Consider the following 26584-nt stretch of genomic DNA (forward strand, 5'->3'; position numbering starts at 1 on the left):
CGTGTCGCCGCGATGATCTGCCCGTCGGAAAATGAACCTTTTGGCAACCACAACTGCAACTTGCTTCGACAGTAGCACGGCGTGCTCGGCCGGGTGCGGCGAAATAACTTGTTTCCGCCGGGGGAAGTGGGAATATTCCCGGTTTCCCGTGCCGATTTCCTCCCGTTCGATTTTCCCGGCCGCACCGTCGTGACCTGCCGGTACGGCCCCCCGACCGAAGCGCGCCGCCCGGCGCACGCAGGCCCGGCGCACGCGTCGGCCGCCCCCGCCGAGACGAAGGCCACATCGACCGGAGGATCACCGCACGGCGTCCGGCGCCCGGGACACCGCTGCTTAGACGCATGGAAAAAAAGGGGGGAGTCCTTGGTGGGTACGGGAGTTGAAGTCGCGGTCACACCGAAACCGCCCCTGCGGGACCGGGCGGTGCTGCTGTCCGGGTCCCTCGGGGCGTGGATCCTGCGGCGGCCCCTGAGGTACGGCGCGGACCACGCGGTACGGATCAGGCACTCCGCCGAGGTCCGTCAGATGGTCGTGGTCCTGACGCTGACGGAGGTCCCCCTGGCCTTCCTCGTCTCCGACATCGTCCCGCCGCCCGCGCGGCCCTACCACGCGGTCCTGGAGGTGGGGCCGATCCAGCTGGGCTTCAGCGTCCTGGCGGCCATGGCTCGGCACCCCCACGTGATCTCGTCCTCCGTCGTCGCGCTGCGCACCGGGTTCCTCGGGGAGGTCGTGCTGCCCCGGGAATCGGTGGGGTCGGCGTCCAGGGGCATGCGGACCATCGAGGGCAGGGGGCTGCGACGCGTACCCGACGACCCCACGGCCGTCGCCTGCTCGGTCGGCGGCTCGGTCAACGTCAGGATCCACCTGGACCCGCCGGTCCCGTTCGAACCTCGGCGACGGTGACCCGGTCGAGGTGACCACGGTCCACATATCGGCGGACTCCCCCGAAGAGGCCAGCCCGGAGGACGTGCTCCGGTGGACCGGGGGCAAGGCCCTGGTCGCCGTCGGCATCCCGGTGCCCCCGGTGGAGCTGGACGGCACCACGTACGTCATCGGCCAGGCCAACAACGCCCTCGTCTACCCGGGACTGGGGCTCGGGGCGGTGGTGGCCCGCGCCGCGCGGATCACCGACGGCATGCTCCGGGCCGCGGCGGAAGCCGTCGCCGGCCTCGCCGACCTGTCGGAGCCCGGCGCCGCCCTGCTGCCGGAGGTGGAGAACCTGCGCGCCTCGTCGGCCGTGGTCGCGGCGGCCGTCGCCCGCCGCGCCGCCGAGGAGGGCGTCGCCCGGACCGCCCTGGACGACGTGATCCAGCAGGTCCAGGACGCCATGTGGCAGCCCGAGTACAGCTGAGACCGGGCAGGTCCGGACACCGGGCAGGTCCGGACGCCGGACAGGTCCGGACGCCGGACAGGTCTAGGATCCTGGTCATGGCCCTGACCATGAAGGACGTGGACCGGTTCGAGGCCTCCAGGGCCCGTCTGGAGGCCATCGCCTACCGCCTCCTCGGCTCCGCGAGCGAGGCCGAGGACGCCGTGCAGGAGACGTTCCTGCGCTGGCAGGCCGCGGACGTCGACCGCATCGAGGTCCCCGAGGCGTGGCTGACGAAGGCGCTCACCAACCTGTGCCTCAACCAGCTCACCTCGGCCCGCGCGCGGCGCGAGACCTATGTGGGCCAGTGGCTCCCCGAGCCGCTGCTCGCCGGCGACCCGATGCTCGGCCCGGCCGACACCGCCGAACAGCGCGAATCGGTCTCGTACGCGGTCCTCACCCTGCTGGAGCGGCTCTCCGCCAAGGAGCGGGCGGTGTACGTCCTGCGGGAGGCCTTCGACTACCCGCACCGGGAGATCGCCGAGATCCTCGACCTCACCGAGGCCGCCAGCCAGCAGATCTTCCACCGTGCGAAGAAGCATGTGGCCGAGGGGCGGGTCGCGGGCGGCAGGGGCGCGGACGGCACGGGCCGCACGGAGATCGACGAGGCCGCCGCCCGGCGGATCGTCGACGAGTTCCTCGCGGCCGCCACCAGCGGCCGGACCGAGCCGTTGGTGCGACTGCTCACCCAGGACGCCGTCGCGATCGGCGACGGCGGCGGGAAGGTTCCGGCCCGCGCCAAGGCGTTCGAGGGCGCCGTCGCGGTCGCGAAGTTCATGCGGGGCCTGTTCAAACCGAGCAAGGCCAAGCAGGCCCACGTCGGCGGCTCGCCCGAGGTCTACGCCACGACCGCCAACGGGGGCCCCGCCCTGGTGGCGGTCGTCGACGGCCGGGTCGTCGGCGTCATGTGCCTGGAGATCACCGCCGAGGGCATCGCCGCGTTCCGCAACCAGGTCAACCCCGACAAGCTCGAACGCGCGACTGAGCGGTGGGCGGCGACGGACCACGGGGAACCCCTGCTCCTCGCCTTCTGATCCGAGGGGATCCGAAGTGATGTGAGGCGCTTCGGTGTGAGGTGCTTCAGTGTCAGGCGCTCCGGTGTGAGGTGCTTCACATCGCGTTCCTGTCAGGAAACGGCGGGCCGTCCGGTTCAAGGGGCGAACCCGCCGAAGACAGGGCTGAAGACAGGAGCGCGACATGCAGCACCGCATCATCGTCCTCGGAGCCGGTTACACCGGAGCCATCGCCGCCGGGCGCCTCGCGAAGAGGCTTCGCCGCGCGGATGTCTCCATCACCCTCGTCAACGCCGAACCCGACTTCGTCGAGCGCGTCCGGATGCACCAGCTCGCCGTCGGCCAGGACCTCCCGCCCCGGCCCCTCGCCGAGATGTTCGCGGGCACCGGCGTCGAACTGAGGCTCGCGAAGGTCACCGCCGTCGACGTGGACCGCCGGACCGTCGCCGTCCTCGACGTGAACGGCCCCGAGGAGCGGGCGCGCGAGCTGTCGTACGACACCCTCGTGTACGCCCTCGGCAGCGGCTGGAGCGACCAGGGGGTCCCCGGCGTCGCCGAGCACGCCCACGAGATCGCCGGCCGTCCCGGAGCGCTCCGGCTGCGCGCACGGCTGTCCCGGCTGGCCGCCGGACAGCCCGTGGTCGTGGTCGGCGGCGGTCTCACCGGTCTGGAGGCCGCGACCGAGATCGCCGAGGCCCGCCCGGATCTCGACGTCGCCCTCGTGGCCCGCGACGGCCTCGGCGACTGGCTCTCGCCCAAGGGCCGCCGGCATCTGCGGAAGGTCGTCGACGGGCTCGGTGTCACCGTGCACGAGCACACCACCGTCACCGCCGTCGACGCCGACCACGTCACCACCGCCGACGGCGGGCGCATCCCGGCCGCGGTCACCGTGTGGAGCACCGGCTTCGCCGTCCACCCGATCGCGAGGGCCACCACCCTGGAGGTCACCGGCGCCGGCCGGATCGTGGTCGACGGGACCATGCGCTCGCTCTCGCACCCGGACGTGTACGCCATCGGCGACGCGGCCGTGGCGACGGGCCCCGGCGGCAAGCCGCTGCGGATGTCCTGCGCCTCCGGCACCCCCAGCGCATGGCAGGCCGCCGACGCCATCGCGGCACGCCTGACCGGCGGGAAGCTCCCGAACGTTCCGCTCCGCTACTTCAACCAGTGCGTCTCGCTGGGGCGCAAGGAAGGCCTGATCCAGTACGTCACCGCCGACGACCGGCCCGTCCGGGCGGCGCTGACGGGCCGGCTCGCCGCCGTCTACAAGGAACTGGTCTGCAAGGGAGCGGCCTGGGGCGTCGCCAACCCGACGCTCGGCATCCCGACCCGGCGCCGCGCCGTCGTGCGCGAGCCGAGCCGCGCCGACTCGGCGATGGGTACGGCGGCCTGACCGGCGGCTGGACGGTCGCCTGGGACCGGCGGCAGGACGACGGTCTGACCCGCAGTCAGTTGTCGGGGTGCGATCAGGGTCGACTCGGGGCCGTTCCCTGATGAGCCGGGACGCCGGGTCGGAAGAGACTCGTGGTCGGGCCGTTGACCGCCGGTCCGACCGCAACCAGTTTGGAGAGCCTCGCTGTGAACTCCTCCGTCGTCCGCACCCGTTGGTCCACCGTGGCCGCGTCCGGCGCTGTGCTGGTCGCCCTGGCCGCGGGCATGGTCTCTCCGGCCTCCGCCACCACCCCGGCCCCTTCACCTTCACCTTCACCTGCACCGGCGGCCGCCGCCACCGCCGCCGCGCCGCTGCCGGGGCTCGATCCGGCCAAGCTCCAGGCGGCCATCGGCGGCCTGCCGAACGCGGACGTCACCGGAGCGCTGCTGCGGATCACCGGTCGTGCGGGCCACTGGTCGGGCACCTCGGGCGTGGGTGATCTGGAGACCGGACAGGGCGTGCCGTCCGACGCGCACATCCGGATCGGCAGCATCTCCAAGGTCTTCACCGCCACCCTCGTCCTCCAACTCGCCGCCGAGCACCGGATCGACCTGGACAGGCCGGTCCAGCAGTACCTGCCGGGGGTGCTGCCCGCCGGCCTGCCGCCGGTGAAGGTCGGTCAGTTGCTGAACCACACCAGCGGTCTGCCACGGGGCGCCGACACCCCGGACTTCGGCGACGGCAGCCCCGAGTGGTTCGCCGCCAACCGTCTCAAGAGCTTCACCCCGCAGCAGGTGATCGACCTGATGGCGGGGCAGCCGATGCAGTTCGCGCCGGGCACCGCGCAGCAGTACAACGGGATGAACTACTACGTCGCGGGCCTGCTGGTGGAGAAGATCACCGGGCGTACGTTCGCCCACGAGGTGCGGTCCCGGATCACCCGGCCCCTCGGACTGCACGACACCTACGTCCCCGACGCCGACGACCCGCGCCTGCCCGGCCCGCACTCCCACGGCTATCTGACCGTCACGTCCCCGGACGGCACCACCCGCCCGGTCGACGTCACCGAACAGAGCCCGTGGCCCTGGGCCGAGGGCGGCATGATCTCCACCCCCGCCGACCTCGACCGTTTCATGACCGCCCTCTTCCGCGGCCGGCTCCTCCCGCCGGCCCAGCAGGCACAGCTCTTCACCGTCCCGGACGTCCCCAGCTTCCACAGCAGCCAGTGCCGTACCCAGGCCGACGCCGGCCGTGCCTGCATGACCATGGGCATCATGAGGGTGAAGGCCTCCAACGGGGTCACCGTGTGGGGCAAGACCGGCTCCCGCCCCGGTTACACCAGCGGTGTCTTCGCCACCCGCGACCTCTCCCGCAAGATCGTCTACTCCGTCAACCCGACCAACCTCGACGGCAGGGAGATGCGCTACATCCTGCAGATAGCCGCCGCCTCCTTCGGCACCCTGGTCCCGGCCTCGAACTGACCCCCACCCGGTCCTTCAGCCAGAGAGGGGGCAGGGAGGGAGCGGAGTGGACGTCGGCGGCGACACGACCGGCGCCACCGGGCCCCGCCCACCACCTGCACCATGCGGAAGGTCACCAGTCACCCGGTGGCCGGTGCCGGGCTGCACAGCGCCGAGGCGCCCGTGAAAGCACCAGTCCGAGCCGGAAGGCCCGCCGCCGTCCGACCCGGTCGGCCGTGGAGCCGGCCGCCGTCAGCAGCGAGGCCGGCACGATGGTGTGGGCGTCCAGCGTCCACTGCAGCCCGGAGACCGGGGAACCGAGGTCACGCTGGACGGCGGGCATGGCGGCATTGAGGACGGTGGCGTCGAGGCTGACGAGCAGGACGCTCGGACAGCAGACGGCCAGGGCGGGCGTCCGTCGGCCGCCATGAGGCCGGGGTACGGGGCGCTTCCCTTCAGGGCCGGACCGCGGTGGGGGAGTCGGCGAAGTCCCAGATCGCGGTGAGGAGTTGGTCGGGGGTCTCGATCTGGGGCATGTGGCCGGTGCCGTGGAGCAGCTGGAACCGGGCCTCGGGAATGGCCGCCGCGTAGGCACGCCCGTACTCGGCGTCGACGACCTCGTCGCTCTCGCCCCACACCACGAGGGCCGGATGCGTGACCTTGGCCAGGCGCTCGCGGAGGCCGGGGTCGGCCATGGCGTGCGGCCCGGAGTAGACCGCCAGGGCGGCACGGTTGGTGGCCATGACCGCCCGGGCGGCCTCCGGGAGGGTGGCCGGGTCGACGGCGAACCTCGCGGGGTCGTGGAAGGCGAGGCGGGACAGTTCGGCGGGCGTGATGGAGGAGGTCTCGGCGATGGGGTGACCGGGGACGTCGATGCCGACGGCGTTGACCAGGACGACGCCGCTGACCCGGTGGCTGCCGAGCAGGGCCAGTTCGGCGGCGATCCAGCCGCCCAGGGAGTTGCCGACGACGGTGACGTCCTTGAGGCCGAGTTCGTCGAGCAGTTGGACGTAGGCCTGGGCGAGGGCGGTGATGTCGGTCAGCCGGTCGGGCCGGGCGGTGCCGCCGAAGCCGGGGTGGACCGGGGTGACGACCCTGGCGGGCCGCCGTCCGGCGAGCAGTCCGGCGAACGTGGCGACCGTCTGCGGGCCGCCGCCGCCGTGCAGCAGGAGGAAGGGACGGCCCTGGCTCGGGCCCCGGTCGTCGACGGTGACCTCGAGGTCTCCGGAAGGGAGGGAAAGGGTGTGGACTGCGGAGGTCATCGTGTCCTCTGGGGAAGGGGGAGAAGCCGGTCAGGCGAAGTCGGTGGCGGGAACGGTGGCGTAGCGGCTCATGACCTCGACGGTCGACTCGGCGGTCAGCTCCCGGCCGCCGGCGATCATGTCCCGCAGATCGCGGAAGTACTGCACGTACAGGTCCGGCGTGAAGGTGTTGAGCATCACCGCCGGCTCGGCGCCGGGGTTGGCGAAGGTGTGCGGGGCGCCGGGCGGGATCATCGCGAGCGTGCCGGCCGGGGCGACGTGCGTGGTGTCCCCGATGGTGAAGTGCACGGTGCCGGAGACGACGTAGAAGCCCTCGTCGTGCTGGGCGTGTCGGTGCTGCGGGGGTCCCTCGGTGTGCGGGGCGAGGGTGATCTCGGCGATGCCGATCCGGTGTCCGGTGGTGCTCCCGTCCTCCAGGACGCGTATCCGGGCCGGTCCGAGACGGATGGTCTCGCCGCCGTCGGGGCCGACCACGGAAACCTCGTTCATCGCCCACTCCTCCATCCGGGTTCCCTCTTCGCGAGAGTTGACTGTCGTGAGCTTAGAGAGGTACCACGCATTGTGCAAGTGAACTCTCATGAAGAGAACCCACTTCGACTGCGGGTCGGCAAAGGGAAGGTAATGGGCTGGTTTCGAGGTGTTAATGGCTTGTTACCGAGCCGTTGACGCCGTGATCAGAGAGTCGCCATGCTCCAGCGGTCGCGATGTCGTACCAAGTCCGAAATCTCGAACGAGATCTGGAGCACTGGAGCAAGACGTGGCAGAACACGAAAGACAAGTGCGTTCCGGCGTCAGCCGTCGGGCTGTCATCGCGGCCCTGGGCGCCGTGCCCCTCGTCGAGGGCCTGCGGGTCGCCACCGGGACGGGCCTGACCCGAGCCGCCGCCGACACCGCCCTTCCCGATCCGGTCAGCCACTGGGCCTTCGACGAGGGCACCGGTACCACCGCCGCCGACTCCTCGGGGCACGGCCGAGGCCTGACCCTGACGGGGTCCGCCGGATGGGGTGAGGGGAAGGTCGGCGCCCACAGCCTCGACGTCACCGCCGGCGGCTTCGCCGGGACGGCGGGGCCGGTCGTGGACACCTCGGCACCCTTCTCCGTCTCCGCCTGGGTGCGGCTGACCACCGTCACCGGCTACCAGACCTTCGTCAGCGTCGACGGCTCGGCCGTGAGCGCCTTCTACCTCCAGCTCCGTGACGACACCGGGGCGTTCTCCTTCACCCGCCTGCCGTACGACTCCACCGACGCCAACGGCGCCGCGGCGGTGGCCGGTGCCTCCTTCGCCCCCGTGGCCGGCACCTGGTACCACCTCACCGGCGTGCACGACCCGGCGGACGGGGTCGTACGCCTCTACGTCAACGGCGTCCTGGAGGGCGAAACCTCCTACACCACCGGCTGGAAGGGCACCGGCGCCACCGCCGTCGGCCGCGGCCTGTGGGGAGGTTCCCAGGTCGACCAGGTGCACGGTCTCATCGACGACGTCTACACCTTCGACACCGCGCTCACGGGGGCCCAGGCCGCGACCCTGGCCGGCGTACCGGTCCAGGACACCCAGCCGCTGCTGTCCGTCGACGCCGGCCACCCCGGCCCCGCCGTCAGCCCCGAACTCGGCGGCATCTTCTTCGAGGACATCAACCACTCCGGCGAGGGCGGCCTGTACGCCGAACTCGTCAACAACCGCAGCTTCATGGCCGCGAGCACCCCCCTGCACTGGTCCCCGGTCGGCGGTGGCACCATCGCCATCGACAAGAGCGAGCCGCTGAACTCCGCCCTCACCCAGTCCCTGCGGCTGACCGTCGCAGCGGCCGGTGACGGCGTCGCCAACGAGGGCTTCTGGGGCATACCCGTCAAGCCTTCCACCACCTACCGGGCCTCCCTGTACGCCAAGGCCGACGGCGCGACCGGCCCGCTGACCGTCGCCCTCACGGGTACCGACGGCAAGGTCTACGCCTCCGGCACCGTCCGCCGCCTCACCGGGCACTGGACCAAGCACGAGCTGCGGCTGCGCACCTCCGCCGGCGCCCCGGTGACCGCGAACGCCAAGCTCACCCTCACCACCGCCGCGTCCTCGGGCACCATCTGGTTCAGCCAGGTCTCCCTCTTCCCGCCCACCTTCAAGGACCGGAAGAACGGCCTGCGCGTCGACCTGATGGAGAAACTCGCCGCCCTGGAGCCGAAGTTCCTGCGCTTCCCCGGCGGGAACTACCTCGAGGGCAACGTCATCGCCGACCGCTTCGACTGGAAGAAGACCATCGGTCCCGTCGAGCGCCGGCCCGGCCACTACAACTCCGCCTGGGGCTACTGGTCCACCGACGGCCTCGGCCTGCCCGAGTACCTCCAGATGACCGAGGACCTCCGCTGCATGCCGCTGCTGTGCGTGTACGCCGGGTACTCCCTGAAGGGCGACCGCGTGACGGGCGACGCCCTGAAGCCCTTCGTGCAGGACGCCCTCGACGAGATCGAGTACATCACCGGTCCCGTCAGTTCCCCGTGGGGCGCGCGGCGCGCGGCCGACGGCCACCCGAAGCCGTACCGGCTGAAGTACGTCGAGATCGGCAACGAGGACTGGTTGGACGGGTCCGGCTCGTACGAGGAGCGGTACGCCGTCTTCTACGACGCCATCAAGGCCCGCCACCCGCACCTGAAGCTGATCGCCACCACCCCGGTCAAGAGCCGCCCCTACGACGTCATCGACGAGCACTACTACCAGTCGCCGTCCGCCTTCCAGCACGGCGCGCACAAGTACGACCAGCGTGACCGCACCAGCCCCAAGGTCTTCGTCGGCGAGTGGGCCTCCCAGGAGGGCCGCCCCACCCCCGACCTGAACGCCGCACTGGGCGACGCCTCCTGGCTCACCGGCCTCATCCGCAACTCCGACCAGGTGCTGATGGAGTGCTACGCCCCGCTGTTCAGCAACGTCCACGACAACGCCTGGGCCACGAACCTGATCGCCTACGACGCGTTGACCAGCTACAACTCGCCCAGCTACTACGCGCAGCAGATCCTGCGCACCCAGCGCGGCGACGTGGTCCTGCCGACCACCGTACGGGCCCTGCCGGGCCTGAACGTCGTCACCACCCGGGACAGCCGCACCGGACGCATCCACGTCGCGGTCGTCAACACCGGCGGCACCGCCCGCGCCACCCGGGTGACCGTCACCGGCGCCGGCCACATCGCGCGCACCGGCCGCTCCACGGTGCTGTCCGGGACATCGCCGACGGCGACCAACACCCTCGACGCCCCGAACGCCGTAGCCCCGGCCACCCGGCGGGCCACGGGCCTCGGCGCGGCCTTCACCCGCACGTTCCCGCCCTACTCGGTGACCGTGCTGGAACTGCACCCGGCCTGACCCACCAGCCCGGCACCGCCCCGCCGCACACCCCGGCGAGGGCGGTGCCGGGGGACGTGGTGCGTCCGACCGCCGGACCGCTGTGCGGCAGGCCGCCGGTCACCCCTGATCGTCGTGGGCGGCAGGGCCGGGGAAGAGAGTCGCGGCCACGTGCTGCGTGTCGGCGTATTCGACGACGGAGACGATCTTGCCGTCGCGGACCGTGTAGATGCCGACGCAGCGGTTGCCGTAGCTGCCGCCGTACACGGTCGTCGCCTTGGAGGTCCATTCGGCCACCACGCGGTCGCCCTCGGCGATCGTGCCGACCAGTTCGATCTCCACGGTGCCCGGGACGAAGACGGTTCCCATGCCGCCGAGGAACTCGTCGATGATCTCGGCGCGGCCGTGCCACACCTTGGAGACGGGCAGGCTGCCCGGGTAGTGCCAGGTCGCGTCCTCGGCGAAGCTGTCGTGGATGACGTCGGCGTCACCGTCGCGGACGGCCTCGACGTAGCGGACGACGACGGCCCTCGCGTCACTCGTGGTCATGGCGTGCTCCTTCGGTCGTTGTCGCGGTGGATCAGGAGAGGGTGAGGACGGCCTTGCCGCGGATGCGGCGGTCGCGCAGGTCGGTGAGGGTGGTCGCGGTGTCGGCCCAGTCCGTGACACGGCCGATCTCGGGACGCAGGCGGCCCTCGGCGGTCAGCCGGACGAGTGCCGCGAGGTCGTCGTCGAGGCGGGTGTCGGCGTCGAGGTAGTGGAAGTGGCGGATGACGGCCGACTCCGGGCCGGCGAAGAAGTCGAAGAAGTCGAGCGTCGCCGGGGCGCGGCCGGCCTGCCCGAACCAGATCAGCGTGCCGCGCCTGGCGAGCCGCGCGAGGGCGAGTGGAAGGGCCCCGCCACCGGTCGACTCCAGCACGATGTCGTACGGGCCCCGGGCGTCGCCGACGTCGTGGACCACGTCGGCACCGAGCTCGGCAAGCCGGGCGCCGCGTGCCGCGTTCCTGGTCACGGCGGTGACCTGGGCCCCGGCGGCGACGGCGAGTTCGGTGACGAAGTGGCCCACGCCTCCGGAGGCACCGGTCAGCAGCACCCGCCGGCCCAGCACGGGACCGGCGGCGCGCAGCAGCCGCAGCGCGGTGAGACCGGCCAGCGGCAGCGCCGCGCCCTGCAGCACGGACACGCTGTCCGGCAGCTCGGCGAGCGCGTCGGTCGGCACCGCCACGTACTCCGCCCAGCCGCCCGACATGGGGTGGCCGACGACCCGCGTGATTCCGGACGGTCCGCTGCCGTCGGCGGCCGACTGCACCACCAGGCCCGCGATGTCCTTGCCGGGGCGCTCGCCGGGCACGGGCCTCTCCAGCTTGAACGTCTCCCCCCGGTTCACCGAGAACGCCTCGACCTTCACCAGCGCCTCGTCGGGGCGCGGCGTCGGCTCGGCGACGTCGGCGAGCACGACCGGCTCGGCGGGATCTCCGGTGGGTACGAAGGCTTTCATCGTGGTCAACTCCTCGCCGGCCCGGGGCTGTTCCCCGGCGCGGCCTTTGACGGTGCGGCTTCGGGGACCATCCGACCGCGCGGTGCGGCGCCCGGGCCAACAACCGATCCGCCCGGCCGACAACGACTGGTTGTCGCATAGGGTCAGCGGCATGGACCTCGACCTCGCCCTGGTCCGCGCCTTCGTCGCGACCGCCGGGACACTGCACTTCGGGCGGGCCGCCGAGGAGCTGAACACCAGCCAGCAGGCGCTGTCCAAGCGTGTGGCGCGGCTGGAGGAGTCGCTGGGATCGCGGCTCTTCGAGCGCCAGGGCGGCATCCGGCTGAGCGAGGCGGGCGAGCGGTTCCTGCCGGCCGCGCGCGAGGCGCTTGCGGCGGGCGAGCGGGCGATCGCGGCGGTGACGGGTGCCGGACCGGTCGTACGGATCGACACCTGGGGTCATCTGTACGCGCCGATGCGCACGGTCGCCGAGGCGGTCCAGGCACTCGGCGCGGTGCGGTGGGAGCCGGGCCCGGGACGTGACTGGCCGTCGGTCGCGGGGGCGCTGCTGCGTGGCGAGACGGACCTGGGCTTCGGACGGGTGCACCCGCTGCCCGACGGCCGGGACGCGGGACTCACCCAGCGTCTGGTACGGCTGGAGCCCGTCGACGTGGTGGTCGGCCCCTCCCACCCGTCGGCCGGCGCCGATGCCCTGCGGCCGGCCGATCTGCGCGACAGCGTCCTGTGGTGCCCGGCCGAACTGGACCGCCTGGACTTCCTGCGCCGCTTCGCCGACGAATTCCGGATCGCGCGGCGGCACGACGGCCCCAACCTGGGCCTTGACCACCTCCTCCAGCACCTGCGCGCCGACCCCGAGGCCTTCACCGTCTTCCCCGCCGACGCGCCGCTGCCGGACCACCTGGGCCTGCGCTGTATCCCGCTCGTGGAGCCGACACCGCTGTACGCGTGGTCGTTGGCCTGGCCGGAGTCGTCCCGCCATCCTCTGCTCGGCACCCTGCTGCGGGGCTTCACCGAAGCCGGCCGTGCCCGGCGCTGGCTGGAGTACGACCCGCGGCGCGACTGGCTTCCCGACACCGACCATCCGAAGCTCACCGCCGGCTAGGCCCGGTCGCCGGTCGTCCTCGGCTTCGGGAGTGGGGCCGTGACGGCATCACGGGTCCCGGGCACGGCACCCGTGCTCCTGGAGGCGTGGACGACGAACTGGCCGAGCCGGCCGTCGCCCACCGCTCCTCGCGTCAGCCGGCCAGCCGGTTGATGGCGGCGGCGGCGATGCCCTGCATGTAGCCGGCGTCGTCGCTGGGCTGTCCGGTGAGTTCGACCAGCCCGAACCGGTGGCCACTGCGGATCACGGCGACACCGCCGGCGACCTTGCCGTCGCCGTTGAAGGACGGGTACCAACTGCCCTCGCCGGCCTTGACGGTGATCGCGTGCGCCTGGCCGTAGCGCCAGTGGCCCGCCGGCTCGTTCTGGCAGCCGCGCACCATCTTGTTGAGCTGCCCCTCGTACGACGTCGCCGACGTGATGGTGGAACCGTCCGCGACGGACTCGGTCAGCGAGGTGGCGCCGGTGTCGAAGGACCAGGTCACGTCGGCGTAGGCGGCGGCCTTCCCCTTGGTCAGCGTGCGCATCGTCTCCTCGCCGGAGCACGCCGAGAGAGCCTGCTTCCCGGTCAGGTCCACAGTCGCGCCGACCGGGCCCAGACCCTGCTGGAAGAAGTCCTCGCTCTGCATCAGGTTGCCCGAGCCCAGGCCGGGGGCGGCCTGGAGGTGCTCCCGCGCCGGCGGGGTGCCCGTGCCGGCGGCGGCGGGATGCGTGCCGATGACGATCGCGATCAGGGCGGCACCGGCGGTGGCAACCACTCCCGCGGTACGACCGCGACGCGAGGACTTCCTGCCGGCTGCTTGGTGGTCGTACATCTCATCTCCTGTCTGGTGGCGACGCGGGTCGCGTCGTCGTACACACAGGAGATGCGGCGGGTGGGGAAGATGTTGGATGGTGATCCGCCCAGAATGATGTGAGCCACATCACATCTGTCGGTGGGCCCGGATGGTTGGTCTCAGAGCCGTGTCACGGCCGCGCGGGCGATCCGCGTCATCGCGGCCGTGTCCAGGCAGGCGTCGATCTCCAGGACCCCGTAGTGGGAGCCGCTGTGGAGCAGGGCGATGCCTCCGCACGGCTCCTTGCCCCGTGGTGCGGCGCCCGTGGTGTTCAGGTCACCGCGGTAGGACCCCATCCAGCTCGCGGCGATGCCCGGGGCGACCTCGATCGTGTGCGTCGGCCCGTAGACCCAGTGGCCGGCCGGTTCCGTCTGGCACGCCACCTCCTCCAACAGCAGCCGCTCGGCGTAGTTCTGGGCCAGTGTCGGGACTCCGGCGTCGGCGACGACTTCGCGGGCGGCCTGATCCTTGACGTCCACCGCCAGCGTGGGGTCGTCGCGGTCGGTGTCCCTGGCCGTCACGAACCCGCGGAAGTACGCGCCGGGACCCCCCACGGTCTCACCGAGGGTCTTCTCCCCGGCACAGGCCGCGTTGGCGTACCTGCCGTCCCCGATCCGGTCCACCACGTAGAGGGGCTTGCCGAAGCCGACCGTCCTGAACTCGGCCGCTGCCAGCAGGTTCCCGTCCTTCACAGGACCGCCGGCGGGCTTCGGCGCCGGGGAGCGGGTACCTGGCCAGGACGGCGAGGACGACGAGGACGGCGAGGACGCCGTGGTGCCCGGCTTCGCCGACGGGGTGGCGCGGGCGGAGCGACCGGGCAGGACGAACCGGCCGGTCAGCAGGCCGAGTCCGATGGCTGCCGTCAGGATGACGGCGATCGTCCGAGTTCGCACGGCGGATGCCTCAGCAGCCACTGCCGAGGCGGTCGCGCATGAAGCGACGAGCCTGGTGGATACGGTCCTTGACCGTCCCCAGCGGAGCGTTGGTGATCTCAGCGACCTGAAGGTAGGTCAGGTCTCCCAGGTCGCGGAGCACGAAGGATTCCACCAGGGCCGGATGCCTCTCCTCGAGCGCGGCCAGCGACTCCATCAGGTCCAGCCGGGTCCCCGCGATGACGCTCGTCGTCCGAGGGTCGACCCCCTCGGGAAGGACCGCGTGGCTGTCCTCCGCGCGCCGGCGCATCGAGCGGTACGTGGCCCTGGCGGCGTTGGAGGCGATCACGGTCACCCACCCGAGGAACGAGCCTCGGCCGCCGTACTCGTGCAGATGGGTGCTGATGGACAGCAGAGCGTCCTGCGCGGCCTCCTCGGCGTCGGCGTGGTGCGGAAGGAACCGGGAGCAGCGGCGCATGACCGTGGGCCGAAGCCTGACGAGGAGGCGGTCCAGGGACGCCCGGTCACCCGCCTGCGCGGACGCCACGAGCTGTGCCAGCTCCTGCTCTTCGATCACCGTGCTGTCCCCCGTTCGCGGTCCGACGACGGACCGTTCGCGTCCGACCCCGGGCCGCTCGTGCCCGCCCCGGGATGTCCCCGGCCGCCCCGGATCTCCCAGCCTCCTCGCCTCGGGCAGAATGTTGCCGCATGCGGAAGCTAGGTCGTTACCTCCTTGAGGACAGACTGGGAGCCGGTTCGTTCGCGACCGTCTGGAAAGCATACGATCCTGAACTCGACACGGTCGTCGCGGTCAAGGTGCTGGCCGACAACTGGGCGTCGAACGCCGATGTGCGCCAACGGTTCCTGGCGGAGGCGAGGCTGCTCCGCAGGATCTCCGACCCCCGTGTCGTACGGGTTCACGACGTCGGTGTCCAGGACGACCGGCCCTACTTCGTCATGGACTACGTCCGGGGCGGCACCCTGGCGGAGAAGGTCGGGCAGTGCGGGCCCGCCGAGGCGCTCCAGCTGGCGGCCGAGGCCGGGTACGCCGTCCAGGTCCTCCACGACGCGGGCGTCGTCCACCGCGACGTCAAGCCGTCGAACCTCCTGCTCGACACCGCGAGCACCCCCGCCGCCGTACTCGTCGCGGACCTCGGCAGCGCGAAGCAGCTGGCTGACGCGTCGGGGCTGACCGTGACCACGGGCACCCCCGCGTACATGGCGCCCGAGCAGGCCTTCCAGACCGGCGGGTTCGACGGGCGAGCCGATGTGTACGCCCTCGGTGTCGTCGCGTACGAACTGCTGACCGGGTGCAAGCCGTTCGGTTCGGGCGGTCGCGCCACCCTGGCGACGGTGCAAGCGTCGCCGCCGACGCTGCCGTCGATCCCCCGGGAACTGGGGGTGCCGAACGGCATCGACACCCTTCTCCGTGCCGCGCTGTCCGTGTCGCCCGAGGACCGGCCGCGAACCGCGCGGGCGTTCGCGGACGCGCTGCTGTCCCAAGGGGACGAGGAGGTGGTGCCGGCCGGGTCCTCGAGGCCGACAGCCCTGACGGTCTGGCTCGCCGCGGTTGTCGTGTTCCTGGTGACAACGCTGCTGACCTGGATGGTCCGCTGAACCGCGCCTGCCGGTGAATCGCGCCCGCCGGTGAACCGTGCCTGCCGGTGAACCGTGCCTGCCGGTGAATCGCGCCTGCCGGTGAACCGTGCCTGCCGGTGAACCGTGCCTGCCGGTGAACCGTGCCTGCCGGTGAATCGCGCCTGCCGGTGAATCGCGCCTGCCGGTGAACCGTGCCTGCCGGTGAATCGCGCCTGCCGGTGAACCGTGCCTGCCGGTGAATCGTGCCTGCCGGTGAATCGTGCCTGCCGGTGAATCGCGCCTGCCGGTGAACCGTGCCTGCCGGTGAATCGTGCCTGCCGGTGAATCGTGCCTGCCGGTGAACCGTGCCTGCCGGTGAACCGTGCCTGCCGGTGAACCGCGCCCGCCGGTGAGCCGCGCCCGCCGGGAAACGGTGAGGTGCGGTTGCGGTGGCGCTCCCCAGCTCCAAGCATGGGCTCAGGTGGACAGCGACGGAGCCCCGAGGAGGGGCCGAGTCCCGGGAGACGGAGTGTCATGACCGACGTGGACAGGCCGCTGCGGTGTCTGGTCACGGGCGCCACCGGTTACCTCGGCGGCAGGCTGGTGCCGGAGCTGCTGGCCGCCGGGCACGGGGTGCGCTGCCTGGCCCGCTCGCCGGGCAAGCTGCGCGACCACACCTGGGCCGGGCGGGTGGAGGCCGTACGCGGGGACGTGACCGACGAGGTGTCCGTGCGCGCCGCGATGGAGGGCGTGGACGTCGCCTACTACCTGGTCCACGCCCTGGGGACGGGACGGGGTTTCGAGGAGAGCGACCGGCGCGCGGCCAGGATCTTCGCCGAGCAGGCGCGCGCCGCCGGGGTGCGGCGGATCGTCTACCTCGGCGGGCTGACCCCGTCCGGAGTACCCGAGCACGAGCTGTCGCCCCACCTGCGCTCGCGCACCGAGGTGGGCCGCATCCTCCTGGACTCGGGGGTGCCGACCGCCGTACTGCGGGCAGCCGTGATCATCGGTTCGGGTTCGGCCTCGTTCGAGATGCTGCGGTATCTGACCGAGCGGCTCCCGGTCATGGTGACCCCGAGCTGGGTACGCACCCGCATCCAGCCGATCGCCGTCCGCGACGTGCTCCGCCTGCTCGTGGGGTGCGCGCGGCTGCCGTACGACGTCAACCGCACCTTCGACATCGGCGGGCCGGACATCCTCACGTACCAGGAGATGATGCGGCGGTACGCGGCCGTCGCCGGCCTGCCCAGGCGTGTCATCCTGCCCGTGCCGCTGCTCAGCCCCCGGCTGTCCAGTCTGTGGGTCGGCCTGGTCACACCGGTGCCGGGTGCCCTCGCCCGCCCGTTGGTCGAGTCGCTGAGGCACGAGGTGATCTGCACCGAGCGGGACATCGTGCGTCACGTACCCGACCCGCCGGAGGGGCCCGTCACCCTCGACCGGGCGATCCGGCTGGCCCTGCGGCGGGTGCAGGACGCGGACGTGGCCACCAGGTGGTCGTCGGCATCGACTCCCCGCGCCCCCAGCGACCCGCTGCCGACCGACCCCGGCTGGGCGGGCGGGAGCCTCTACACGGACTGCCGTGAGCGCACGGTCGCCGCGTCGCCGCAGGCGCTGTGGCGGGTGGTCGAGACGATCGGCGGCGAGAACGGCTGGTACTCCTCGCCGCTGGCCTGGTCCCTGAGGGGGTGGCTGGACACGCTGGTGGGCGGGGTGGGCCTGCACCGGGGCCGCCGGGACGCGACCCGGCTGAGGGTCGGCGACAGCCTGGACTTCTGGCGCGTGGAGGAGATCGAGCCGGGCCGGCTGCTGCGTCTGCGGGCGGAGATGCGGCTGCCGGGCCTGGCCTGGCTGGAGATGGCCGTCGACCTGGATCCGCGGGGGCGCACGGTGTACCGGCAGCGCGCGCTGTTCCATCCGCACGGACTGGCCGGGCATGCGTACTGGTGGGGCGTGGCGCCCTTCCATGCCGCGGTCTTCGGCGGCATGATCCGCAACATCGCCGCCGCGGCCGAGTCCGCGGCCGAGTCCGCCGCCGAGGAACCGGCCCGACGGCACTGAGGGTGCCCCGGTCGCCCCGTGGCCCGGTCGCCTCACCCGGCCGAGCCGGTGACCGTGGTTAGGGTGAGAGACGTGGATCTCCTGCACCTGCGCTATTTCGTCGCCGTTGCCCAAGAACTCAACTTTTCCGCCGCGGCCCGCAAACTGCACATGGCCGCCTCCCCGTTGAGCCGGAGAATCAAGGATTTCGAAGAGGAGCTGGGGCACCGCCTCTTCGACCGTGACACCCACCATGTGACGCTCACCGCGGCCGGCAGCGCGCTGTTGCCGATCGCGCGCGGTGTCCTGGAGCAGGTGGACTCGATCCGCTGGCGACTGGACGAGGCGACCCGGCCCCGGCGCGCCACCGTGCTGCTCGGTGTCCCCACCGGCATCCACCCGGACCTGCGGGAACGCGTGGACGCCCTGGCCGGGCGGGTCGGCGACCGGTTCGAGGTCAAACGCTGGCCCGGCGGCACGGAGCGACTGGTCGACGCGGTGTGCGACGGCAGGCTGGCGCTGACCCTGGCCCGTCTCCCGGTCGACGCCGACCCGGCGCTGGAACAGCTGCCGGTGATGTCGGAACGGCTCGGCGCGGTGGTGCCCCGGGACCGTTTCCCGGGACGCGAGTCGATCGCCCTGGCGGAACTGTCCGAACTCGCCTACGCGGGCTCCCCGTCGACCGTGACCAACGCGTACTTCCGCGGACTCGACCAGCAACTGTACGAACTCGGCATCCGGAAACGTATCGAACTGAGCAGTGCCACTTTCGACGGAGTCGCCGAAATAGTGTCCAGTGGTCTCGCATTCTCCATTTCCATGCTCGATCCCCGGAGTCCCGTCCAGAATTACCGTCTCGACAACGTGGCCGTCCTTCCCTTCTCGGATTTCCAGCCGCTCCTGGAGACCGGCCTGTTGTGGCGCAAGGACCGGGCGCACGGCGGTGACCTGGAGGAATTGGTGGCAGTCGCCCGCGAGATCTTCACCGAGCCGCTCCGCGCATAAACTCCATAAATACTTCACAAGGCGGTGTGACCACAGCGGTCATACCGCCTTTCGTTATTTGGTCATTCCGTTCCACGATCCGTCTTGCTAACTTAGTTTCCAGATACACGAATTTGGTGAATCGCGGAATGGAAGGAAAAGCGATGACGGACCTCAAGGAGAGCACGGACACCGTCGCCGGCCCGCTGGAGGGCGTGCGGGTGATCGACCTGTCGACCGTGGTCATGGGCCCCTACGCCGCCCAGATCCTCGGAGACCTCGGCGCCGACGTGATCAAGATCGAGTCGCCCGCCGACACCGTCCGCGTCGGTCACTACCGCACCACCCCGGGCATGACCCCGTTGAACCTCAACGTCAACCGCAACAAGCGCAGCGTCGCCCTCAACCTCAAGGACGACACCGACCGCGAGCGGGCACTGCGGCTCATCGACACCGCCGACGTGCTGATCACCAACATGCGGCCCGGCGCACTGCACCGCCTCGGCCTGTCCTACGACGACATCGCCGCCCGCAACCCCGGCCTCGTCTACGCCCACGCCCAGGGCTTCCGCGGCGACTCCGACCGGGCCGGCAACGCCGCCTACGACGAGAGCGTGCAGGCCGCCTCCGGCCTCGTCGACATCGCCGACCGGGCGCTGGGCGAGCCGGTCTACCTGCCGACCATCATCGGCGACAAGGTCTCCTCCCTGACCATCGCCTACAGCGTGCTCGCCGCCCTGCTGCACCGGGACCGCACCGGCCGGGGCCAGCTCGTCGAGATCCCGATGACGGACACGATGATCGCCTTCAACCTGGTCGAGCACCTGGCCGGGCACACGCACGTGCCCGAGAGCGGCCCCACCGGCTTCCCGCTGTCGATGCTCAAGGGCCACAAGGCCGTACGCACCAAGGACGGTCTGGCCTGCGTCATCCCCTACAACCCGCAGAACTACCGGGACTTCTTCACCGCCGCCGGGCGCCCGGACCTCGCCGAGGACCCGCGCGTCAACGCGGACGCCATCGACAGCGCCGACCACGAGGCGCTGGCCGCGCTCGTCGACGCCTGCGCCCCGCTCCTGACCACCGAGGAATGGGCGGAGGTGTGCGCCAAGCACAGCATCCCGATGGCGCCGGTGCTGGAACTGGACCGCGCGCACGAGGACCCGTACGTCCGCGACGGTCACCTCCTCGACACCGTCGAGCACCCCACCGAGGGCACGGTCCGCACCGTCGGCATCCCGGTCCGGTTCTCCGCCACACCCGGCTCGATCCGCCGGCTGGCACCGGTCGCGGGCCAGGACACCGAGGCCGTCCTCGCCGAACTCGAAGCCACCGCCCGCTGACCCGTACAGGAGGACAAGCACCATGAGCACCCCGGCGTCACCCGTCGTCCGCACCGAACGCATCGGCCCCACCCTCCTCATCACCCTCGACCGCCCCGAGGCCCGCAACGCCGTCAACGCCGCCGTCGCCGCCGGACTCGCGGCCGCTCTCGACGAGTTGGAGGCCGACCCCGCCCTGCGGGCCGGCGTCCTGACCGGCGAGGGGGGCACGTTCAGCGCCGGCATGGACCTCAAGGCGGCGCTGCGCGGCGAGTCGCCCGAGGTCGAGGGCCGCGGGTTCGGCGGCCTGACCGAGGCCGAGCCGGCCAAGCCCCTGATCGCCGCCGTCGAGGGCTTCGCCATGGGCGGCGGCTTCGAACTCGCCCTCGCCTGCGACCTGATCGTCGCGGCCGAGGACGCCCGGTTCGGCCTGCCCGAGGTCAAGCGCGGGCTGATCGCGGCGGGCGGCGGCGTCATCCGGCTGCCCAAGCGCATCCCGCACCACCTGGCCATGGAGTTCCTGCTGACCGGCGAGCCCGTCGACGGCCGCCGCGCCGGTGAACTGGGCCTCGCCAACCGCGTCACCGCCACCGGCCAGGCCGTACCCGAGGCCCTCCGGCTCGCCGAGCGAGTCGCGCACAACGCCCCGCTCGCGCTGGCCGCCGTCAAGCGCGTCGTCCGCGCCGCCGACGGCGCACCGGACGCCGAGGCCTTCGCGTTCCAGCGCACGCAGATGACGACCCTGATGGCCTCGGCCGACGTACGCGAGGGCATGACCGCCTTCGCCGAGCGCCGCCCCGCGCGGTGGACGGGACGGTGAGGCGGACATGAAGGCCGAGGACGTACGACAGCACGTCACCACCCCCCTCACCAGCCCGGCGTTCGCGCCGATGGTCCCGCGGTTCACCGACCGCGAGTACCTCAACATCGTCTACCGCACCGACCCCGAGGCCCTGCGCGCCGTCGTCCCCGAACCCCTGCGGATCGACGAGCCGCTGGTCCGCTTCGAGGTCATGAGGATGGGCGACGTCACCGGCTACGGCCCCTACACGGAGGCCGGCCAGGCCGTCCCCGTCTCCTTCGAGGGCGAGCGGGGCGAGTACCTGCACGCGATGTACCTCGACAACTTCCCGGCGACCGCCTCCGGACGCGAGGTCTCCGCCTACCCGAAGGTCATCGGCTCCCCGGCGCTCTACGTCGACTCCGGCGCGCTCGTCGGGACCCTCGACCACGGCACGTTGCGAGTCGCCACCGCCACGATGGGCTACAAGCACCACGAACTGGACCGGCGCGAGGCCGAGGCACAGATCACCGTGCCGACCTTCATGCTCAAGACCGTTCCCGGCTACGACGGTTCGCCGCGCCTCCAGGAACTCGTCCGCACCCGCATCACCGACGTCACCGTCAAGGGCGCCTGGACCGGGCCTGCCCGGCTCCAGCTCTTCCAGCACGCGCTCGCACCGCTGGCCGACCTGCCCGTGCTGGAGGTCGTCTCCGCCAGCCACATCCTGACCGACCTGACGCTCGCGGGCGCGTGGCCGGTCCACGACTACCTGAAGGAGGTCGCGTCATGACCCGCCCCTTCCGTACGGCCGCCGTCATCGGCGCCGGAACCATCGGACTGTCCTGGACGGCGCTGTTCGCCGCGCACGGCCTGACCGTCCGGGTCAGCGACCCCCGCCCTGACCTCGCCGAGGCCGTCGCGGAGGCCCTCGCCCAGTACGCCCCCCATCTGGCCGCCCGCGGCCTGGACACGACCGGTCTCGCCGAGCGGGTGCACATCGCCGCCGACGTCACCGAGGCGGTCCGGGACGCCGACGTCGTACAGGAGAACGGCCCGGAACGGCTGGAGTTCAAGCAGGACCTGTTCACCGCCCTGGCCCGCGAGGCACCCGCCCACGCCCTGCTGCTCAGCTCGTCGTCGGCGATCCCGTCGAGCGCGTTCACCCGGGAACTGCCGGACCGGGCCGCCGCCCGCGTCCTGATCGGCCACCCCTTCAACCCGCCGCACCTCGTCCCCCTCGTCGAGGTCGTCCCCGGTGAACGCACCGGCGAGGACGCGGTCCAGGCCGCGCTCGACCTCTACACCTCGCTCGGCCGCACCCCGGTCGTCGAACGCAAGGAGATCCCCGGCTTCGTCGGCAACCGCCTGCAGAACGCGCTCAGCCGCGAGGCGGTGTACCTCGTCGAGCAGGGCGTGGTGACCCCCGAGGACCTCGACAGGGTCGTGACCAACTCACTGGGCCTGCGCTGGGCCACCGTCGGTCCGTTCCTCGGCTCGCACCTCGGCGGCGGCCCCGGCGGCTACCGGCACCTCGTCGAACACATCGGCACCTCGATGCAGGCCATGTGGGACGGCCTCGGCCGCCCCGCGCAGACCCCCGAGGACCAGGAACGGCTCATCGAAGCCGTCGAGAAGGCCTACGGCACCTCCACGTACCCGGAACTCGCCGAGACGCGCGACCGCAGGCAGCTGGCCGTCCTTTCCGCCCTGGACAGCGCCGGCACGTCGGACAAGGAGGAGAACTGAGATGACCACCACCACCGAACCGCTCCAGGACCAGCTGACCGCCGACTTCTACGGCTACGAGGCGCTGCTGCCGGACGACGAACGCAAGATCCTCCTCAAGGCCCGCGCCCTCATGCGCGACCAGGTCAAGCCGCTGGTGAACGAGAACTGGGCCAAGGGCGAGTTCCCCACGGAACTCATCACCCTCTTCCGCGAGAGCGGGCTGGCCGGGCTCCCCTACGAGGGCTACGGCGAACACCGCCCCGCCGTCAGCAACCTGCTCAGCGGCATGCTGGCGATGGAGCTGACCCGCACGGACGCCTCGGTGGCCACCTTCTTCGGCGTCCACAACGGACTGGCGATGTACTCCGTCCACTCCGGCGGCGACCAGGAGCAGCGCGACCGCTGGCTGCCGGCGATGGCCGCGATGGACAAGATCGGCGCGTTCGCGATGACCGAGCCCCTCGGCGGCTCCGACGTCGCCGGCGGGATGCGCACCACCGCCCGGCGCGAGGGCGACACCTGGGTCCTGAACGGCGCCAAGAAGTGGATCGGCAACGCGACCTTCGCCGACTACGTCGTCGTATGGGCCCGGGACGTCGACGACAACCACGTCAAGGGCTTCGTCGTCGAGAAGGGCACACCCGGCTTCGAACCGGTCAAGATCCAGGGGAAGATCGCCTTCCGGATCGTCGAGAACGCCGAGATCACCCTCACCGACGTCCGGGTCCCGGAGGCCAACCGCCTGCAGAACATCAACTCCTTCCGCGACGTCGCGGAGATCCTGCGCGCCACCCGCGGTGGAGTCGCCTGGCAGGCGCTGGGCGTGATGGTCGGCGCCTACGAACTCGCGCTGGACTACGCCAGGGAGCGCGAGCAGTTCGGCCGCCCGATCGCCCGGTTCCAGATGGTGCAGGACCTGCTCGTGAAGAGCCTGGGCGACATCACCGCCTCGTGGGGCATGCTGGTGCAGCTCGCCCGGTTGCAGGACGCCGGGATCTTCCGCGACGAACACTCCTCGCTGGCCAAGGCGTTCGTCACCTCGCGCATGCGGGAGGTCGTCGCCCGGAGCCGGGAGATCTTCGGCGGCAACGGCATCGTGCTGGACCACGACATCGCGCGGTTCTTCGTCGACGCCGAGGCGATCTACTCCTTCGAGGGCACGCGGGAGATGAACACCCTGATCGTCGGCAAGTCGATCACGGGCGAGAGCGCCTTCGTGTGACGGACCGCTCCGCACCCGGAGCCCCGACAGGGCCGGGCACCCAAGGACCGGCGGCCGCTACGGCGGGCGCGCTGCGGGTGCCCGGCCTCGGGACGCGATGGGGACGGACCTCACGGGTGGTACGGCGTGTAGGTGATGGAGGAGACCTTCAGGTACCTGGCGCCGTCCGCCGTGGCCCATGTCGAGTCGTTCGGGTTGCCCGGCCAGTCGCCGCCGACCGCGGTGTTGACGATGAAGCGCATCCCGACCCCCGGGGGAGTGGTGTACCACTTGGTGCCGGTGACGGCGCCGTCCACGGCGAAGTCGATGTGATCGGGCCACCAGGTGAACGAGTACCGGTGGAACGCGTTGGTCCAGCCGGCGGGATTCGTCTTCGAGAACTGGGTCTGGGCGTTGTTGGTGTCGTGGGAGGTCTGGTAGACGGTGTTCGGGTTCTGGCCGACGATCTCGGCGGCGTCGAACTCGGGCAGCCACGGATTCAGGTAGGCCGCCCACACCGCGGGCAGGAGGCCCTGGCCGTTGGGCATGTTCGCGGTGAAGCTGTAAGTGCCGTAACCGTAGAGCGCCTTGGACTCCACGCGGCCGGAGTAGTACGTGTTGCCCGATTTGTAGGTCTTGATGACGAGGGTGCCGCCCTCGTACCAGACGCAGGCGGGGGTGTAGGTCTCCAGCTCGTTGTTGGGGGTCCACCGTCCGCTGACGGTGTTCCACGAGTTGACGGTCTGGGGGGTTCCCCAGGACGCCGCGTGGGCTTGCGGCTGTCCCAGGAAGAGCGGTGACAGTGCCGCCAGGGCGGCGACCATCAGGCGTCCAGGCTTGAGAAGTGCGGCTGACATCGCGACTCCGTCGCTCGGCTGACATGGGGCGTGGGAGCGGTCCCACCATCAGCCGGACTGTAGGAGTCCGTTCAATGGTTGACAAGATGTGCGGCCCGGATCGATCCCTGGATTCTGGACGTGAACGCACCTGCCCCCATCCGCCGGAGGGTCACCCATCCGCACGAGGTCGTGGTCCGCGACCTCCGGTCGGGCAAGCGCCGCCGTCCTGCGGTGGGCCGCCGTGTCCCACGCCTCGCTGTACGGGTCTCCGACGGCCGGGGTGCGGGAGACAGAAGGCGTACAGGGTGCGCCCGCCGGGGCCGAGGGCGGCCTCCAGCAGCGGGTCCCCGGGCAGGTCGAGCATGGCGCGGGAGCGGCGGCGGGCGGTGTCCCAGACCGTGACCGGCCGCGCGGCCACCGCCGCCTCCCGGCCGGGTGCCGAGACGCCGTACGCGAGTGCCGTGCCGTCCGGGCTGGACGCCAGCACGGCGAGCGTGTCCTGGGGACGACGGGGAAGGACGGGTCCCGGGAGACCGGCACGTTCACCGGGGGCAGGCTGCTCAGCAGACGGCCGTCGGCGGTGGCGCGCTGGAACGTCTTCATTTGCGGTCGTGCAGGAAGGCAGGGATCTCGTCGCGGCTCGGGTAGTTCGGCAGGGGTGCCGGTCCGCCCTGGAGGAACGCGGTGATGACGGCGGCGGCTCGGTCGTCGTTGCCGTCGAGGCCGTTCCACATGTGGTGCCCGACTCCGGGCATGTACTGCGTGCGCCGGATGGCGGGGTCGTCCGCGAGGACGGTGGTCTCCCATTGGCGGACCTGGGAGGAGCACTCGGCGATCATCAGCATCGCAGGGGTCCGGGAGCGCCTCAGTTGCCCGGCGATGGAGGGTGAGTCCTTGACCGTCTGCTGGATGCGGAGACTGGCGGCGGGGCTGAAGGAGAAGTTGTTCGCGCTGTCCTCGACGGGAATGCGGTGCGCGTCGCGGGCGCAGTAGGCGGATGCGGTGTCGCCGCCGAGGTCGGCGGCGGTGAAGGCGTTGTCACCTTCGGCCTGCCCGACCAGTCCGGTGTCGGGGGTGAGGAGCCCGAGGCGCATGAGGCCGAACGCCACGGCGTACCGGGGGACGTGTGTCGACCGCGGTCCGGTCATGGCCGGCGCCAGGCCGCGCGCGGAACTTCGACCCTTGTGCCCGGTGATGCGCGCGGTGGGGCCGTCCATGGGGCCGGGCTCGGCGATGATCGCCCGGTGCACGCGTGCGGCGACGCCCGGGTCGGCCAGCGCCCGGGTGAGCACGGCCCCGCCCGAGGAGAATCCGAGGACGTCGACCTTTCCCTTGTCCACGCGGTCGATGAAGGCGCCGAGGTCGCGGACCGACCGGGAGATCGTGTACTGGCCCATGGGGAGCAGGTCGCTTCGTCCGCCACCGGCCTGTTCGTAGGTGTAGACGTCGTAGCCCTGCCGCGCCAGGAGTTGCAGGAACCGGTGGTCGAGCACCGAGATGCCACGGACCGGTCCGCCGTTGAGGTACACGAGCGGGACGGGGTGCCGGGCGCCGGGAGTCGCGGGCGGGTAGTGATACACCGCTACCCGGCTGCCTGTGGCCAGACTCCAGTGCTGTGTGGTCACGAAGGGCAGGGCGCGCGGGTAGTGCCGGGCCGTCGGCACGGTGGGGACGCAGACCGTCGCCGTCAACGCCGCCGTGACGATCACCGGCAGGAACGGCACGAGCCGCGCCGGCCAGGTGCGGCGCCGTCCCCACCACATGGCGAGCGCGGCCCCGACTCCAAGGATCGTCAGCCATGCGGCGAGCCCCGAGGCTGCCCCGTCCGTGAGGACGATCAGTACGAGAAAGACGGAGACCAGCGTCGCGACGGCGGCGAGGTGCGGCAGTAAGCGTCCGGTGAAGCGGACGAGACGTATGACGGACGTGGGCACGGCAGACCTCCGAGAGTTTCAGAACGCTGTTCCAAAACGACGTTATCAAAGAAGGTAGGCTGCTGT

Annotated in this window: 26 protein-coding genes; 15 read left to right on the forward strand and 11 right to left on the reverse strand. The window is 71.5% G+C overall.

Features of this window, described 5'->3' with window-relative positions:
* Positions 1–366: 366 nt before the first annotated feature.
* The 5 genes from ACFYMM_RS11145 to ACFYMM_RS11165 all read left to right on the forward strand — a co-directional run bounded on the left by ACFYMM_RS11145 (position 367) and on the right by ACFYMM_RS11165 (position 5235).
* Positions 367–903 carry a hypothetical protein gene (locus ACFYMM_RS11145; protein ID WP_388385560.1) on the forward strand — a complete coding sequence of 179 codons (537 nt, stop codon included), beginning with the start codon at positions 367–369 and terminating at the stop codon, positions 901–903.
* A gap of 10 nt (positions 904–913) precedes the next feature.
* Positions 914–1351: a malic enzyme-like NAD(P)-binding protein gene (locus ACFYMM_RS11150; RefSeq protein WP_388385561.1), complete on the forward strand. Its 438-nt coding sequence runs from the start codon at positions 914–916 to the stop codon at positions 1349–1351.
* Positions 1352–1428: 77 nt separating this feature from the next.
* A complete protein-coding gene (locus ACFYMM_RS11155; protein ID WP_388385562.1) occupies positions 1429–2403 on the forward strand; it encodes a sigma-70 family RNA polymerase sigma factor in 975 nt (324 codons plus the stop codon).
* Between the two features lie 163 nt (positions 2404–2566).
* Positions 2567–3775, forward strand: a complete 1209-nt coding sequence (locus tag ACFYMM_RS11160; protein WP_388385563.1) for an NAD(P)/FAD-dependent oxidoreductase — start codon at positions 2567–2569, stop codon at positions 3773–3775.
* A 185-nt stretch (positions 3776–3960) separates the two neighbouring features.
* On the forward strand, positions 3961–5235 hold the full coding sequence (locus ACFYMM_RS11165; protein ID WP_388385564.1) for a serine hydrolase domain-containing protein: 1275 nt from the start codon (positions 3961–3963) through the stop codon (positions 5233–5235).
* Between the two features lie 112 nt (positions 5236–5347).
* Here the strand turns inward: ACFYMM_RS11165 and ACFYMM_RS11170 are convergent, their stop codons facing one another.
* The 3 genes from ACFYMM_RS11170 to ACFYMM_RS11180 all read right to left on the reverse strand — a co-directional run bounded on the left by ACFYMM_RS11170 (position 5348) and on the right by ACFYMM_RS11180 (position 6965).
* Entirely contained in the window at positions 5348–5557 is a 210-nt protein-coding gene (locus ACFYMM_RS11170; protein WP_388385565.1) for a hypothetical protein, read from the reverse strand.
* Between the two features lie 112 nt (positions 5558–5669).
* Positions 5670–6476 carry an alpha/beta fold hydrolase gene (locus tag ACFYMM_RS11175; protein WP_388385566.1) on the reverse strand — a complete coding sequence of 269 codons (807 nt, stop codon included), beginning with the start codon at positions 6474–6476 and terminating at the stop codon, positions 5670–5672.
* 30 nt (positions 6477–6506) lie between these two features.
* A complete protein-coding gene (locus ACFYMM_RS11180; protein ID WP_388385567.1) occupies positions 6507–6965 on the reverse strand; it encodes a cupin domain-containing protein in 459 nt (152 codons plus the stop codon).
* A 268-nt stretch (positions 6966–7233) separates the two neighbouring features.
* Between ACFYMM_RS11180 and ACFYMM_RS11185 the strand changes: the two genes are divergently transcribed.
* Entirely contained in the window at positions 7234–9825 is a 2592-nt protein-coding gene (locus ACFYMM_RS11185) for an alpha-L-arabinofuranosidase C-terminal domain-containing protein (RefSeq protein WP_388385568.1), read from the forward strand.
* A gap of 99 nt (positions 9826–9924) precedes the next feature.
* Here the strand turns inward: ACFYMM_RS11185 and ACFYMM_RS11190 are convergent, their stop codons facing one another.
* On the reverse strand, positions 9925–10353 hold the full coding sequence (locus ACFYMM_RS11190; RefSeq protein ID WP_388385569.1) for a nuclear transport factor 2 family protein: 429 nt from the start codon (positions 10351–10353) through the stop codon (positions 9925–9927).
* 31 nt (positions 10354–10384) lie between these two features.
* A complete protein-coding gene (locus ACFYMM_RS11195; RefSeq protein ID WP_388385570.1) occupies positions 10385–11302 on the reverse strand; it encodes a zinc-binding dehydrogenase in 918 nt (305 codons plus the stop codon).
* Positions 11303–11453: 151 nt separating this feature from the next.
* Here ACFYMM_RS11195 and ACFYMM_RS11200 point away from each other — a divergent pair, with 151 nt between their 5' ends.
* On the forward strand, positions 11454–12404 hold the full coding sequence (locus ACFYMM_RS11200) for a LysR family transcriptional regulator (protein ID WP_388385571.1): 951 nt from the start codon (positions 11454–11456) through the stop codon (positions 12402–12404).
* Between the two features lie 133 nt (positions 12405–12537).
* Here ACFYMM_RS11200 and ACFYMM_RS11205 read toward each other — a convergent pair whose 3' ends face one another.
* The 3 genes from ACFYMM_RS11205 to ACFYMM_RS11215 all read right to left on the reverse strand — a co-directional run bounded on the left by ACFYMM_RS11205 (position 12538) and on the right by ACFYMM_RS11215 (position 14688).
* Positions 12538–13218: a hypothetical protein gene (locus ACFYMM_RS11205; RefSeq protein WP_388385572.1), complete on the reverse strand. Its 681-nt coding sequence runs from the start codon at positions 13216–13218 to the stop codon at positions 12538–12540.
* Between the two features lie 140 nt (positions 13219–13358).
* Positions 13359–14132 carry a hypothetical protein gene (locus ACFYMM_RS11210; RefSeq protein WP_388385573.1) on the reverse strand — a complete coding sequence of 258 codons (774 nt, stop codon included), beginning with the start codon at positions 14130–14132 and terminating at the stop codon, positions 13359–13361.
* 10 nt (positions 14133–14142) lie between these two features.
* Positions 14143–14688 (reverse strand): RNA polymerase sigma factor, encoded by a 546-nt coding sequence (locus ACFYMM_RS11215; RefSeq protein ID WP_388385574.1) that lies wholly within the window; start codon positions 14686–14688, stop codon positions 14143–14145.
* A 131-nt stretch (positions 14689–14819) separates the two neighbouring features.
* Here ACFYMM_RS11215 and ACFYMM_RS11220 point away from each other — a divergent pair, with 131 nt between their 5' ends.
* From ACFYMM_RS11220 to ACFYMM_RS11255, 8 genes are all read left to right on the forward strand, one after another.
* On the forward strand, positions 14820–15728 hold the full coding sequence (locus tag ACFYMM_RS11220) for a serine/threonine-protein kinase (protein WP_388385575.1): 909 nt from the start codon (positions 14820–14822) through the stop codon (positions 15726–15728).
* 495 nt (positions 15729–16223) lie between these two features.
* Complete coding sequence (locus ACFYMM_RS11225; RefSeq protein WP_388385576.1) at positions 16224–17747, forward strand: SDR family oxidoreductase; 1524 nt, start codon at positions 16224–16226, stop codon at positions 17745–17747.
* Between the two features lie 72 nt (positions 17748–17819).
* Positions 17820–18731, forward strand: a complete 912-nt coding sequence (locus tag ACFYMM_RS11230) for a LysR family transcriptional regulator (RefSeq protein ID WP_388385577.1) — start codon at positions 17820–17822, stop codon at positions 18729–18731.
* Positions 18732–18874: 143 nt separating this feature from the next.
* Entirely contained in the window at positions 18875–20053 is a 1179-nt protein-coding gene (locus ACFYMM_RS11235) for a CaiB/BaiF CoA transferase family protein (protein ID WP_388385578.1), read from the forward strand.
* Between the two features lie 22 nt (positions 20054–20075).
* Positions 20076–20852 (forward strand): crotonase/enoyl-CoA hydratase family protein, encoded by a 777-nt coding sequence (locus ACFYMM_RS11240; RefSeq protein ID WP_388385579.1) that lies wholly within the window; start codon positions 20076–20078, stop codon positions 20850–20852.
* A 7-nt stretch (positions 20853–20859) separates the two neighbouring features.
* Entirely contained in the window at positions 20860–21606 is a 747-nt protein-coding gene (locus tag ACFYMM_RS11245) for an acetoacetate decarboxylase (protein WP_388385580.1), read from the forward strand.
* Positions 21603–22562, forward strand: a complete 960-nt coding sequence (locus ACFYMM_RS11250; RefSeq protein ID WP_388385581.1) for a 3-hydroxyacyl-CoA dehydrogenase NAD-binding domain-containing protein — start codon at positions 21603–21605, stop codon at positions 22560–22562. Before ACFYMM_RS11245 ends, ACFYMM_RS11250 begins: the two co-directional genes overlap by 4 nt.
* A 1-nt stretch (position 22563) precedes the next feature.
* The gene (locus ACFYMM_RS11255; protein WP_388385582.1) at positions 22564–23766 is read left to right on the forward strand and encodes an acyl-CoA dehydrogenase family protein; all 1203 of its coding nucleotides are present in this window, start codon (positions 22564–22566) and stop codon (positions 23764–23766) included.
* Positions 23767–23876: 110 nt separating this feature from the next.
* Here the strand turns inward: ACFYMM_RS11255 and ACFYMM_RS11260 are convergent, their stop codons facing one another.
* The 3 genes from ACFYMM_RS11260 to ACFYMM_RS11270 all read right to left on the reverse strand — a co-directional run bounded on the left by ACFYMM_RS11260 (position 23877) and on the right by ACFYMM_RS11270 (position 26518).
* Positions 23877–24602 (reverse strand): family 16 glycosylhydrolase, encoded by a 726-nt coding sequence (locus ACFYMM_RS11260; protein WP_388385583.1) that lies wholly within the window; start codon positions 24600–24602, stop codon positions 23877–23879.
* 151 nt (positions 24603–24753) lie between these two features.
* Positions 24754–25071 (reverse strand): hypothetical protein, encoded by a 318-nt coding sequence (locus ACFYMM_RS11265; protein WP_388385584.1) that lies wholly within the window; start codon positions 25069–25071, stop codon positions 24754–24756.
* A 112-nt stretch (positions 25072–25183) separates the two neighbouring features.
* Positions 25184–26518, reverse strand: coding sequence for an alpha/beta fold hydrolase (locus ACFYMM_RS11270; RefSeq protein ID WP_388385585.1), 1335 nt, complete (start codon positions 26516–26518; stop codon positions 25184–25186).
* Positions 26519–26584: the final 66 nt, after the last annotated feature.

The sequence above is a fragment of the Streptomyces sp. NPDC006739 genome, assembly GCF_042869815.1.
GTDB lineage: Bacteria > Actinomycetota > Actinomycetes > Streptomycetales > Streptomycetaceae > Streptomyces.